Here is a 12,796-nt window from a genome sequence, read left to right as displayed (position 1 = left end):
GCCGGGGGTACGCCCCCGGCGCCGCGGCTCAAGATCCACTAGAGTGCGGGCGGAGAAGCGCGGGAGCAAGGAGGGCGCGCGGAACGCTCCAGTAGAGTGGGCGCGGACGACGAGAGGGAGCGCGACACGCACCGTGCGCCTCCCGTGCGCCCTATGTCGCCACAGAACCTTCCTTCGATAGGCTGTACTGAATCCGCCCCGACGCAGAGCAGACGCAGAGCAGCTGCCTCTGCGCGGCGTTGCCGTACCTCCCGTCACGGCCCCCCGCGGTGTTCCGTACTTCTTCGAGCAATCCCAGTCACACAAGGAGAGTCATCGAGCGATGGCCGGTCCAGCGTTCCGCGCCGCCGCCGTCCGAGTGCGCGTGCCCGCCACAAGCGCCAACCTCGGTCCCGGCTTCGACGCCCTCGGCCTGGCCCTGGGGCTGTACGACGATGTGGTGGTCCGGGTCGCCGACTCCGGTCTGCACATCGACATCGCGGGTGAGGGCGCCGAGACGCTGCCGCGCGACGAGGACCATCTGCTCGTACGCTCCCTGCGCACCGCCTTCGACCTGCTGGGCGGACAGCCGCGCGGCCTCGAGGTCGTCTGCGCCAACCGGATTCCGCACGGGCGGGGTCTGGGCTCCTCCTCGGCCGCCATCTGCGCCGGGATAGTGGCCGCCCGCGCGGTGACCATAGGCGGCGCCGAGCGGCTCGACGACGCGGCGCTGCTGGAGCTGGCCACCGAGATCGAGGGTCACCCGGACAATGTCGCCGCCTGTCTGCTCGGCGGTTTCACCCTCGCCTGGACGGACGCGGGAGCGGCCCGGGCGATCAGAATGGACCCTTCCGATTCCATCGTTCCAGTGGTCTTCGTGCCCGGTCGGCCGGTGCTCACGGCCACCGCCCGGGGGCTGCTGCCGCGCAACGTCCCGCATGTGGACGCCGCGGTGAACGCGGGGCGTGCCGCGCTGCTGGTGGAGGCGTTGACCAGGCGCCCCGAACTGCTGCTGGCGGCGACGGAGGACCGGCTGCACCAGGAGTACCGCGCGCCGGCGATGCCCGAGAGCGTGGCACTGGTGAACCGACTGCGGGCGGACGGGGTCCCCGCGGTCATCTCGGGCGCGGGCCCCACGGTGCTCGCGCTGGTCGAAGACGGTGCGGCCGACAAGGTCGCACGGCTGGCGGGCGAGGGGTGGGCGGCCAACCGGCTGGCTCTCGACGCCGGGGGGGCGAGCGTCCTGCCGCTCACCTGACACCGCGGACGCCCGAGGCGGCCCAGTCGGGCTTCGGGAGTCCCGAAAAACTTGATAGCCGGTCTTGGAGAGGGGGAATGTTTGTTGGATCCGGTAGTGTTAACCTCAAGTCTGCACTTGATGCCTCATGCTCGGAGTGATCGCCGGGCGGGGAGGCGCAGTGCTCAGTGTCCCCATCCGGGACCACCCTTCTTCCGGGAGCCTCCCAAACTGCCTGAGCAGCCTGCCTGAGCAGTTCCGAGCACGCTCCGGAGCTCCGGAAATGGCGTGATGGATCCAGGCGAAGCCTCCGTCGCGTCGGAACCAATGAATTGATCTCTCCGCCATACCTGGCGGACCACCGCCCCGGCCGGTCCGCACGAGAAGGACACAGCCGGACAGCACAACCGGTCGCCGAGCCAGACAGGCCGACGCCCGCTCCAGGGAAGGACCCTTCGTGAGCGACACCACCGATCTGATGGGCGTGAACGCCTCCGGCACCTCCGACAGCGGTGTCGGCAATGCCGCGCCCGCCACGGACGCTCCCGCCGCGCCTGCCACCGGTGCTGCCACTGGCACTGCCCCGCGGCGACGCCGCTCGGGCACCGGCCTCGACGCCATGGTCCTGGCAGAGCTGCAGCAGCTCGCCTCGAGCCTCGGCATCAGGGGCACCGCGCGGATGCGCAAGAGCCAGCTGATCGAGGTCATCAAGGAGAAGCAGGGCTCCGGCGCCTCCGCCGAGGCCGCCCCCGCCGCCGCCGAGGGGGTGACAAAGCCCAAGCGCCGCACGACCTCCAAGGCCCGTACGGGCGAGGACAGCGAGCCGGCCGCGGCCAAGACGACGGCCACCAAGGCCGCCGGCGCCAAGGACGAAGCGGCCGCGAAGGCCGAGAAGGCCACCGCTCAGCAGCAGATCGAGATCCCGGGCCAGCCGGGCGAGCCCGCCGCCGACGAGCAGCCGGCCGACGGGCGCCGCCGCCGTCGGGCCACCGCGCCGGTCACCACCACCGAGACGGCCGCCACCGCCACCGCCGTCGAGACCAAGACGGAGACCAAGGCCGAGGCCGCAAAGACCGACTCCCGGGCCGACGCCAAGGCCGAGGCCGCTGTTGACACCGCCGAGGGCAAGGGCGCCAAGGGCCAGGATCGGGCCGAGCGCGCCGAGCGCGCCGAGCGCGGCCAGAAGGGCGACCGCCGGGAGCGCGGCGGCCAGCGCGAGCGGGACGGCCGTGAGGGCCGCGACGGCCGCGACGGTCGTGAGGGCCGCGACCGCGACGGTCGTGACAGCCGCGACCGCCGTGGCGGCAAGGGCGAGGACGGCGCCGCGCAGAGCGGCGGCCGTCAGCAGCGCGACAGCCGTGGCCAGGGCCAGCAGCGCCCCGGCCCCGACGACCTGGACGACGACTTCGACGGCGGACGCCGCGGGCGCCGCGGCCGCTACCGCGACCGCCGTGGCCGCCGTGGCCGCGACGAGGCCTTCGGCAACGAGCCGCAGGTGTCCGAGGACGACGTCCTGATCCCGGTCGCGGGCATCCTCGACATCCTCGACAACTACGCGTTCATCCGGACCTCCGGCTATCTGCCGGGCCCGAACGACGTGTACGTCTCGCTCGCCCAGGTCCGCAAGAACGGCCTGCGCAAGGGCGACCACGTCACCGGCGCGGTCCGCCAGCCGCGCGAGGGCGAGCGCCGCGAGAAGTTCAACGCGCTGGTCCGCCTCGACTCGGTCAACGGCATGGCGCCCGAAACCGGGCGCGGGCGGCCGGAGTTCGGCAAGCTGACCCCGCTCTACCCGCAGGACCGGCTGCGTCTGGAGACCGAGGCCAACGGGCTGACGAACCGCATCATCGACCTGGTCGCGCCGATCGGTAAGGGGCAGCGTGGCCTGATCGTGGCCCCGCCGAAGACCGGTAAGACCATGATCATGCAGGCGGTCGCCAACGCGATCACCCGCAACAGCCCCGAGTGCCATCTGATGGTCGTCCTCGTCGACGAGCGGCCGGAAGAGGTCACCGATATGCAGCGATCGGTCAAGGGCGAGGTCATCTCCTCGACCTTCGACCGCCCGGCCGAGGACCACACCACCGTCGCCGAGCTGGCGATCGAGCGGGCCAAGCGCCTGGTCGAGCTGGGTCATGACGTGGTCGTCCTGCTGGACTCGATCACCCGCCTGGGCCGCGCGTACAACCTCGCGGCGCCCGCCTCCGGCCGCATTCTGTCCGGTGGTGTCGACTCGACCGCGCTCTACCCGCCGAAGAAGTTCTTCGGTGCCGCGCGCAACATCGAGGACGGCGGCTCGCTGACCATCCTGGCCACCGCGCTGGTCGAGACCGGGTCGCGGATGGACGAGGTGATCTTCGAGGAGTTCAAGGGCACCGGCAACATGGAGCTCAGGCTCGACCGGAAGCTCGCCGACAAGCGCATCTTCCCGGCGGTCGACGTCGACGCCTCCAGCACCCGCAAGGAGGAGATCCTTCTCGCGCCGGAGGAGCTGGGCATCGTCTGGAAGCTGCGCCGGGTGCTGCACGCGCTCGACTCGCAGCAGGCGATCGAGCTGCTTCTGGACAAGATGAAGCAGACGAAGTCGAACGCCGAGTTCCTGATGCAGATCGCCAAGACCACGCCCACCCCGGGCAACGGCGACTGATCAGCGGCGCTCAGCTGATTCACGAGGGCCTTTCCGCTACGGCGGGAAGGCCCTCGTCATATGTGGATGAGATCTGGGCCACATCGGCCGCCACCCCCGCCGACCTGCGCGATCTCCGTCGTACGCAACGAAACACCAGGTCAGCCGCGCGAGCCCGGTAGGCCGGAGCGAGGTGCGGGTGCCGCGCTCGGTTCCGGAACGGGAGACCTCCATATGCAACCCTGGCGGACGACCTGTCGTCTGTCAGGTCGAATCACGGCGAGACCACGCCGAACCGTGATGGTGGGGGTAACCGGACAGCGAGGACTGAAGAGGGCATGGCTGATCACAGGAAGCGCACACCGCAGAATTCGGCCAAGGCGCCCCGCAGCGGACGCCGCAAGGCGCTGATGGGCACGGTGTGGACGCTGGCGACCGTGCTGGTCCTGGGCGGTGCGGGTGCCGGTTATCTGTACTACAAGCTGAACGGCAATATCACCAGCGTCAACATCAACGGCGCCCTCGGCTCCGACCGCCCCAAGAACGTCGACAACGGCTCCATGGACATATTGGTCCTCGGCTCCGACTCGCGCGCCGGCAAGAACTCCAAGTACGGCACCGACGAGGGCACCTCCCGCTCCGACACCGCGATGGTCGTGCACGTCTACAAGGGCCGTAAGAAGGCGAGCGTCGTCAGCATCCCGCGCGACACCCTGATCCGCCGCCCCGTCTGCACCAAGGACGGCGAGAAGGTCCCCGCGCAGCGTCTTGCGATGTTCAACTCCGCGTACGAGGCCGGCGGCCCGGCCTGCGCCGTCAAGACCGTCGAGTCGATGACCGGCATCCGCATGGACCACTACCTCGAGGTCGACTTCTCCGGCTTCAAGAACCTCATAGACCAGCTCGGCGGCGTGGACATCACCACCACCCAGCCGATCCACGACGCCAAGAGCCACCTCGACCTGGAGCCCGGGCAGCACACGCTCAACGGCGAGCAGTCCCTCGGCCTGGTACGCACCCGGCACGCCGTCGGCGACGGCAGCGACCTCGGCCGGATCAAGCTCCAGCAGGCGTTCATCAAGGCGCTGATCGACCAGATCAAGTCCGTGGACCTGTTCAGCAGCCCGAAGAAGCTCTACAACCTCGCCGACACCTCCACCAAGGCGCTGACCACCGACTCCGAGCTGGCCTCCGTCAACAAGCTGCGCGGCTTCGCCGAGGATCTGAAGGGCATCGACTCCAAGAACATGCACATGGTGACGCTGCCCGTGCAGTACGACCCGAACAACCCCAACCGCGTGCTGCCGATCGACACCAAGGCCCGGGAGGTCTGGCGGTCGCTGCGCTGGGACAAGCCGATTCCGGCGTCCGCGACCAAGGGATCGGCGGGGGACGCGACCGGCGACGCAGGCAAGGTCGTCCAGAACCCCTGACGCCCGCATACCCCCCTGGGAATATCTGGGCCCTACCCCCGGTTTTGGGGGATGCGGCCAGTCCTGGCAGACTGGTTCGTCGGCCCCGGTTCACGTCAGGCAACCCGCCAGTCGACCCGGTGCCCTCCCGAACCTAGGAGAACCCCTTGAAGCGCGACATTCACCCGGAGTACGTCGAGACGCAGGTCAGCTGCACCTGCGGCGCCTCCTTCACGACCCGTAGCACCGTGGCCGGCGGCACCATCCGTGCCGACATCTGCTCCGAGTGCCACCCGTTCTACACGGGCAAGCAGAAGATCCTCGACACCGGTGGCCGCGTGGCGCGGTTCGAGGCCCGCTTCGGCAAGAACGCCGGGTCCGCCAAGAAGTAGCGACCCGCACGGCGCCGGTCTCAGGTCGCCCCTTCCCTGGGGCGGCCGGACCGGCGTTTTGTCGTCACGGCTTCTCGTCACGGCCTGTCATTACGGCTGGTCGTACGGCTGGTCATCACGGCCGGTCGTCATGGCCTTACGGCACCCCACCCCCACGCAGCCCATTCCACGCAACCAGGAGCCCTTGATGTTCGAGGCGGTCGAGGAACTGATCGGCGAACACGCCGACCTCGAGAAGCGGCTCGCCGACCCCGCGGTCCACGCCGACCAGCGCGAGGCGATGCGGCTCAACAAGCGCTACGCCGAGCTGACCCCGATCGTCGGCACGTACCGCTCCTGGAAGCAGACCGGGGAAGACATGGAGACCGCGCGCGAGCTGGCCCAGCTCGACGCAGACTTCGCCGATGAGGTCAAGGAGCTGGAGGCGCGCCGCGAGGAGCTGACCGACCGGCTGCGGCTGCTGCTGGTCCCGCGCGACCCCAGCGACGACAAGGACGTGATCCTCGAGGTCAAGGCCGGCGAGGGCGGCGAGGAGTCCGCGCTGTTCGCGGGGGATCTGCTGCGGATGTATCTGCGCTACGCCGAGCGCGTCGGCTGGAAGACCGAGATCATCGACGCCAACGAGTCCGACCTCGGCGGCTACAAGGACGTCCAGGTCGCGGTGAAGGCCAAGAGCAACGCGGCGCCCGGCCAGGGGGTGTGGGCCCGGCTGAAGTACGAGGGCGGGGTGCACCGCGTACAGCGGGTGCCCGCCACCGAGTCGCAGGGCCGTATCCACACCTCCGCCGCCGGTGTGCTGGTCACCCCGGAGGCCGAGGAGGTCGAGGTCGAGATCAGCCAGAACGACCTGCGGATCGACGTCTACCGCTCCTCGGGCCCCGGCGGCCAGTCGGTCAACACCACCGACTCCGCGGTGCGCATCACCCATCTGCCCACCGGCATCGTGGTCTCCTGCCAGAACGAGAAGAGCCAGCTCCAGAACAAGGAGCAGGCGCTGCGCATCCTGCGCTCGCGGCTGCTGGCCGCGGCCCAGGAGGAGGCCGAGCGGGAGGCGTCGGACGCGCGGCGCAGCCAGGTCCGCACGGTGGACCGGTCCGAACGCATCCGCACCTACAACTTTCCGGAAAACCGGATCTCGGACCACCGGGTCGGCTTCAAGGCGTACAACTTGGACCAGGTGCTCGACGGCGAACTCGATCCGGTCATCCAGGCGTGCGTCGACGCCGACGCCGCCGCAAAGCTCGCGGCCGCGCAGTAGGGCCACACCCCAAGGGAAGGCCACACCCCCAGGGGAAGGCCCGTAGCCTTAGCCTTTGTCCGGACCGGCTGGAGGAATTCAGTGAATGTGCTGCTCGCCGAGGTGGCGCAGGCCACTCAGCGGCTGGCCGACGCCGGCGTGCCGTCTCCGCGTTTCGACGCGGAGGAGCTGGCCGCCTTTGTGCACGGCGTCAAGCGGGGTGAGCTGCACGGCGTCGCCGACGCCGACTTCGACGCCCGCTACTGGGAGGCCGTAGCCCGCCGGGAGGCCCGCGAGCCCCTGCAGCACATCACCGGGCGCGCCTTCTTCCGCTATCTGGAGCTCCAGGTCGGCCCCGGCGTCTTCGTGCCGCGCCCGGAGACCGAGTCGGTCGTCGGCTGGGCCATAGACGCGGTACGCGCCATGGACGTCGTCGAACCGCTGATCGTCGACCTGTGCTCGGGCTCCGGGGCGATCGCCCTCGCGCTGGCCCAGGAGGTGCCGCGGTCGCGGGTGCACGCAGTGGAGCTGGACGAGGGCGCCCTGCGGTGGGCCCGTAAGAACGTCGAGGGGTCCCGCGTCGTTCTTCACCAGGGGGACGCGCTGACGGCCCTGCCCGAGCTCGACGGACAGGTGGACCTGGTGATCAGCAACCCGCCGTACATCCCGCTGACCGAGTGGGAGTACGTCGCGCCCGAGGCCCGCGACCACGACCCGCAGCTGGCGCTGTTCTCCGGCGAGGACGGCCTCGATGTGATCCGCGGCCTGGAGCGCACCGCCCACCGGCTGCTGCGCCACGGCGGGGTCGTGGTCATCGAGCACGCCGACACCCAGGGCGGCCAGGTGCCGTGGATCTTCACCGAGGAGCGTGGCTGGGCGGACGCCGCCGACCACCCCGACCTGAACAAGCGGCCCCGGTTCGCCACGGCGCGGAAGGCCATGCCGTGACCGGACACCCAGCGAAGGAGAAATGATGGCACGGCGATACGACTGCGGCGACCCGACCGACCGCAAGACCGGCCTGCGTGAGGCCGCGTCCGCCGTCCGCCGCGGCGAGCTGGTCGTGCTGCCCACCGACACCGTCTACGGCATCGGTGCGGACGCCTTCAACGCCGAGGCCGTCGGCGATCTGCTGGAGGCCAAGGGCCGCGGCCGCAATATGCCGACCCCCGTCCTCGTCGGCTCTCCGAACACCCTGCACGGCCTGGTCACCGACCTGTCCGAGCAGGCATGGGAGCTCGTGGACGCCTTCTGGCCGGGCGCGCTCACCCTGGTCGCCCGGCACCAGCCATCGCTCACCTGGGACCTGGGGGAGACCCGCGGCACCGTCGCGGTCCGGATGCCGCTGCACCCGGTCGCGATCGAGCTGCTGAACGACTTCGGCCCGATGGCGGTCTCCAGCGCCAACCTCACCGGCCACCCCTCCCCGCAGGACTGCGACGCTGCCCAGGACATGCTCGGCGACTCGGTCTCGGTCTATCTCGACGGCGGGCCGACCCCCGCGGCCGTTCCGTCCTCCATCGTCGATGTGACCAGTAAGGTGCCGGTCCTGCTGCGCGCGGGCGCGCTGAGCGCCGAGCAGCTGCGGGAGGTCGTACCCGACCTCGAGGTGGCCAATTGACAGCCCCTGAGGGGCGTGGCATAGCGGAACACCGTCACCACAGCGCCGACCACGTCTTCCGCATCCTCCACGTCAGCACCGGCAACGTCTGCCGCTCGCCGATCACCGAGCGGCTGACCCGGCATGCCCTGGCGGACCGTCTGGGCAGCGAGCGCACCAGCGGGCTGATCGTGGAGAGCGCCGGGACCTGGGGCCATGAGGGCGCGCCCATGGAGGCGCACGCCGCCACCGTCCTGGCCGACTTCGGCGCCGACCCGGCCGGCTTCCTCGGCCGTGAACTGCTCGACGAGCACGTCATCCGCGCCGACCTCGTCCTCACCGCCACCCGCGACCACCGCGCCCAGGTCATCTCCATGGGGCATTCGGCGGGGCTGCGCACCTTCACGCTCAAGGAGTTCACCCGGCTGGTACGGGCCATAGACCCGGCGACGCTGCCCGACCCGGAAGAGGCGGGCGGCGTGGTCGACCGGGCCCGCGCCCTGGTCCAGGCGGCCGCCGCGCTGCGCGGCTGGCTGCTGGCGCCGACCGAGGAGGCGGACGAGGTGCACGATCCGTACGGTGCGCCGATCACCTTCTTCCGCTCCATCGGCGACGAGATCCACGAGGCCCTGGAGCCGGTGGTGACGGCCCTGACGGGGGTGCCGGCTCCCGCGTAGCCCCAGGCCGGGCCCGGACCTACAGTGGGAGAACACTGGGACAACACCGGGCACTACCTGAGGTCGTGAGCTGGCGATGGCCGCTACCCCCGCGCCCCCGCGCGGCAACCCGGCCGGGCAGACCGGTCAGGCCGGTGTGGTCCGTACGGCTGCCGCCTGGGAACCCGACTTCGACGCGCTGCGCCGGCAGGACCCCGATATCGCCGGGATCGTCCTGGGCGAGCTGGACCGCGTCAGGGGCGGGCTGCAGCTGATCGCCGCGGAGAACTTCACCTCCCGGGCCGTGCTCACCACCCTGGCCTCTCCGCTGGCCAACAAGTACGCCGAGGGCTACCCGGGCGCCCGCTTCCACGGCGGCTGCGAGCTGGTCGACGTCGCCGAGCGGATCGCCATGGACCGGGCGAAGGCCCTGTTCGGCGCGGAGCACGCCAATGTGCAGCCACACTCGGGCTCCTCCGCGGTGCTCGCCGCGTACGCCGCGCTGCTGCGGCCCGGTGACACGGTGATGGCGATGGCGCTGGCGCACGGCGGACATCTCACCCATGGCTCCCCGGCCAACTTCTCCGGCCGCTGGTTCGACTTCATCGGCTACGGCGTCGACCCGCACACCGGGCTGATCGACTACGACCAGCTCCGCGACCTGGCGCGGGCCCACCGCCCCAAGGCGATCGTTTGCGGCTCCATCTCCTACCCCCGCCACCTGGACTACGCGGCGTTCCGGGAGATCGCCGACGAGGTCGGCGCGTATCTGATCGCGGACGCCGCCCACCCCATCGGCCTGGTGGCCGGGAAGGCGGCGCCCAATCCGGTGCCGTACGCCGATGTGGTGTGCGCGACCACGCACAAGGTGCTGCGCGGGCCGCGCGGCGGGATGGTGCTGTGCGGCGCGGGCCTCGCCGAGCGGGTCGACCGCGCGGTCTTCCCGTTTTCGCAGGGCGGCGCGCAGATGCACACCGTCGCCGCCAAGGCCGTCGCGTTCGCCGAGGCCGCGCAGCCCGCGTTCACCGCGTACGCCCACCGGGTCGTCGCCAACGCCCATGCGCTGGTCGACGCCCTGGCCGCCGAGGGCCTCCCGGTGATCACCGGCGGTACCGACACCCATCTGATCACCGCCGACCCCGCCCCGCTGGGCCTGGACGGCCCCGCCGCCCGGGCCCGCTGCGCCGCGGCGGGCATCGTGCTGGACAGCTGCGCCGTGGCGTCCGCGACCGAGCCGGGCGGCTGCGTCAAGGGCATCCGGCTGGGCACCGCGGCGGTGACCACACAGGGGATGGGGACGGACGAGATGGCGCGCATCGCCCAGCTGCTCATGGTGGCGCTGCGGGAGAAGGAGACCTCGCAGCGGCTGCGCGAACTGCGGGCCGAGGTCAGGGAGTTGGCGACGGCGTTCGCGCCTTACTCCGACTGATGGCTCCGACCGGGATTGCGGAGCCGGACTGGGCGGAACCGACTCAAGGACGGACAACGTCCTCGTCCATGGCCCGTCTCACTGGTCGGAGGGGGCTAGTGTGTGTTGCTGAGATGGCCAGCGACATCTGTGGGGCAGTCTGTGCGTGAATATCTGCTGACTCTGTGCATCACGGCCGCGGTCACCTATCTGCTGACCGGGCCGGTTCGGAAGTTCGCCATCGTGGTGGGCGCGATGCCGGAGATCCGCGCGCGCGATGTGCACCGCGAGCCCACACCGCGGCTCGGCGGTATCGCGATGTTCGGCGGGCTGTGCGCGGGGTTGCTGGTCGCCGCCCATCTCACAAACCTCAAGGGCGTTTTCGAGCTGTCCAACGAGCCGCGTGCGCTGCTGTCCGGGGCCGGGCTGATCTGGTTGCTGGGCGTGCTGGACGACAAGTGGGGCGTGGACGCGCTGATCAAGCTGGGCGGCCAGATGATCGCCGCGGGCGTGATGGTGCTCCAGGGCCTCACCATCCTGTGGCTGCCGGTGCCCGGGGTGGGCCCGGTCTCGCTGACCCCCTGGCAGGGCACGCTGCTCACGGTCGCACTCGTGGTGATCACCATCAACGCGGTGAACTTCGTGGACGGCCTCGACGGCCTGGCCTCGGGCATGGTGTGCATCGCGGCCGCGGCGTTCTTCATGTACGCGTACCGTATCTGGTACGGCTACGGCCTGGAGGCGGCCGCCCCCGCGACCCTGTTCGCCGCCATTCTGATGGGGATGTGCCTGGGCTTTCTGCCGCACAACATCCACCCGGCCCGGATCTTCATGGGCGACTCCGGCTCGATGCTCATCGGCCTGGTGCTGGCGGCCGGCGCGATCTCGATCACCGGTCAGGTGGACCCGGACGCGATGAAGCTGTTCGCCGGCTCCGAGACCGCCGCGGTGCACGCCACCGTCCCGGTCTACATTCCGCTGCTGCTGCCGCTGACCGTGATCGCGGTGCCGTTCGCCGATCTGGTGCTGGCCATCGTCCGCCGTACCTGGCGGGGCCAGTCGCCGTTCGCCGCGGACCGCGGCCATCTGCACCACCGGCTGCTGGAGATCGGCCACTCGCACAGCCGCGCGGTGCTGATCATGTACTTCTGGTCGGCGCTGATCGCGTTCGGCGCCGTGGCGTACTCGGTGAACTCGGTCAGCATGTGGTTCGTGCTCTCGATCGTGGGGCTGAGCGCGGTGGGCCTGCTCCTGCTGCTCCTGCCGCGGTTCACCCCGCGGGTGCCGCACTGGGCGGAGGGCTTCGTTCCGCCTCGGTACCGCCGCCGTCGGAACCGGATCGCCGCGGCCGCGCGGGAGGCCGCATCGGAGGCGTCGGCCGGAGCGCCGGGGTGTGATGCGGCGGCCGAGCCGGTGGGCCGGGTCCCGGCCGGGGTCAATGGGGCCACCGCGATCGGCGACCGCTCCCGGTTCACCCAGCAGGGGACACCTCCCGGCGGTAGCTGGGACAGGAAGGTTCGTAGCTCTCGGTAGTGGGCTTATTCGGCGGCCATCTCCGTCAATGTGAGATATGCTCCTTAACCCTCCCGTGTGATGTGCAGCACATCCGGCAGGTAAAGACCTCATCAAATAGTTTGTGATACCGTTCACGAAAACCCGGTGCCAGAGCCGAAGGGCCGTAGCGCGACTGTCCTTCGTCGTGAGGTTCCTTTAATCCCCGGGGATACGCTCGTCAACGACGAACCGCTGCTTCCGACTCTTGCCGGAGAACCCTTCATGCAGTCCAACGACGCCCGAACGCTCCTGCAGTGTGCCGTGCCCACCGCAGTCGTCGGCGCCGCCGCCATTGCCGTCGGCGCCGTACTCGCCGGTGGCAAGGGCGCGTTGGGGGCCGCGGTCGGGGCGATTCTGGTGATCGCGCTGATGACGGTCGACCTGATCGTGTTGATGCGGACCGCCAACAAGCTTCCGCAGATCTTCCAGATGATGGGTCTCGCGCTCTACGCCGTGCAGTTCCTGCTGATGGCGGTGTTCCTCGGCATCTTCAAGGACACCACCCTCTTCAACACCAGGGCCTTCGCCTTCTCGCTGCTCGCCGCGACGCTGATGTGGATCACCGCGCAGACCCGTGCGCATATGAAGGCCAAGATCTTCTATGTGCAACCGGAGTCCGAAGACGAACGGACCCCGGCGGGGGAGAAGAAGGTTTCTCCCGCCGGGTCCCCATCGTGATCTGTAGGGCCGGTATA

Annotated in this window: 11 protein-coding genes; all 11 read left to right on the top strand. The window is 70.2% G+C overall.

Features of this window, described 5'->3' with window-relative positions; genetic code table 11:
* Positions 1-322 precede the first annotated feature (322 nt).
* The 11 genes from thrB to ACWDSL_RS35220 all read left to right on the top strand — a co-directional run bounded on the left by thrB (position 323) and on the right by ACWDSL_RS35220 (position 12,779).
* Positions 323-1,237: a homoserine kinase gene (gene thrB, locus ACWDSL_RS35270; protein WP_385623260.1), complete on the top strand. Its 915-nt coding sequence runs from the start codon at positions 323-325 to the stop codon at positions 1,235-1,237.
* A 436-nt stretch (positions 1,238-1,673) separates the two neighbouring features.
* Positions 1,674-3,863, top strand: a complete 2,190-nt coding sequence (gene rho, locus ACWDSL_RS35265) for a transcription termination factor Rho (RefSeq protein ID WP_450492020.1) — start codon at positions 1,674-1,676, stop codon at positions 3,861-3,863.
* Between the two features lie 317 nt (positions 3,864-4,180).
* Positions 4,181-5,275: an LCP family protein gene (locus ACWDSL_RS35260; RefSeq protein ID WP_450492019.1), complete on the top strand. Its 1,095-nt coding sequence runs from the start codon at positions 4,181-4,183 to the stop codon at positions 5,273-5,275.
* Positions 5,276-5,421: 146 nt separating this feature from the next.
* Complete coding sequence (rpmE, locus tag ACWDSL_RS35255) at positions 5,422-5,646, top strand: 50S ribosomal protein L31 (RefSeq protein ID WP_014176386.1); 225 nt, start codon at positions 5,422-5,424, stop codon at positions 5,644-5,646.
* Between the two features lie 187 nt (positions 5,647-5,833).
* Positions 5,834-6,904, top strand: coding sequence for a peptide chain release factor 1 (prfA, locus tag ACWDSL_RS35250; protein ID WP_450492018.1), 1,071 nt, complete (start codon positions 5,834-5,836; stop codon positions 6,902-6,904).
* 81 nt (positions 6,905-6,985) lie between these two features.
* Positions 6,986-7,831: a peptide chain release factor N(5)-glutamine methyltransferase gene (gene prmC / locus ACWDSL_RS35245; protein WP_089514210.1), complete on the top strand. Its 846-nt coding sequence runs from the start codon at positions 6,986-6,988 to the stop codon at positions 7,829-7,831.
* A 25-nt stretch (positions 7,832-7,856) separates the two neighbouring features.
* Positions 7,857-8,504, top strand: coding sequence for an L-threonylcarbamoyladenylate synthase (locus tag ACWDSL_RS35240; RefSeq protein ID WP_089514209.1), 648 nt, complete (start codon positions 7,857-7,859; stop codon positions 8,502-8,504).
* On the top strand, positions 8,501-9,160 hold the full coding sequence (locus tag ACWDSL_RS35235; RefSeq protein ID WP_450492017.1) for an arsenate reductase/protein-tyrosine-phosphatase family protein: 660 nt from the start codon (positions 8,501-8,503) through the stop codon (positions 9,158-9,160). Before ACWDSL_RS35240 ends, ACWDSL_RS35235 begins: the two co-directional genes overlap by 4 nt.
* 76 nt (positions 9,161-9,236) lie before the next feature.
* A complete protein-coding gene (locus ACWDSL_RS35230) occupies positions 9,237-10,568 on the top strand; it encodes a serine hydroxymethyltransferase (protein WP_450492016.1) in 1,332 nt (443 codons plus the stop codon).
* 141 nt (positions 10,569-10,709) lie between these two features.
* Entirely contained in the window at positions 10,710-12,080 is a 1,371-nt protein-coding gene (locus tag ACWDSL_RS35225; RefSeq protein WP_450492015.1) for an MraY family glycosyltransferase, read from the top strand.
* A 243-nt stretch (positions 12,081-12,323) separates the two neighbouring features.
* On the top strand, positions 12,324-12,779 hold the full coding sequence (locus tag ACWDSL_RS35220; protein ID WP_450492021.1) for a hypothetical protein: 456 nt from the start codon (positions 12,324-12,326) through the stop codon (positions 12,777-12,779).
* The last annotated feature ends 17 nt before the right edge of the window (positions 12,780-12,796 follow it).

The organism is Streptomyces sp. NPDC000941 (assembly GCF_053599555.1).
Note: the sequence above shows the minus strand (reverse complement) of the source record. Positions and strands in the feature narration are given on the sequence as shown.

What these genes read in the sequence shown, in the direction of transcription:
- ACWDSL_RS35260 (WP_450492019.1), top strand. Translation starts at nt 4,181, where the DNA reads ATGGCTGATCACAGGAAGCGCACACCGCAGAATTCGGCCAAGGCGCCC.
- ACWDSL_RS35230 (WP_450492016.1), top strand. Translation starts at nt 9,237, where the DNA reads ATGGCCGCTACCCCCGCGCCCCCGCGCGGCAACCCGGCCGGGCAGACC.
- ACWDSL_RS35240 (WP_089514209.1), top strand. Translation starts at nt 7,857, where the DNA reads ATGGCACGGCGATACGACTGCGGCGACCCGACCGACCGCAAGACCGGC.
- ACWDSL_RS35220 (WP_450492021.1), top strand. Translation starts at nt 12,324, where the DNA reads ATGCAGTCCAACGACGCCCGAACGCTCCTGCAGTGTGCCGTGCCCACC.
- prfA (WP_450492018.1), top strand. Translation starts at nt 5,834, where the DNA reads ATGTTCGAGGCGGTCGAGGAACTGATCGGCGAACACGCCGACCTCGAG.
- thrB (WP_385623260.1), top strand. Translation starts at nt 323, where the DNA reads ATGGCCGGTCCAGCGTTCCGCGCCGCCGCCGTCCGAGTGCGCGTGCCC.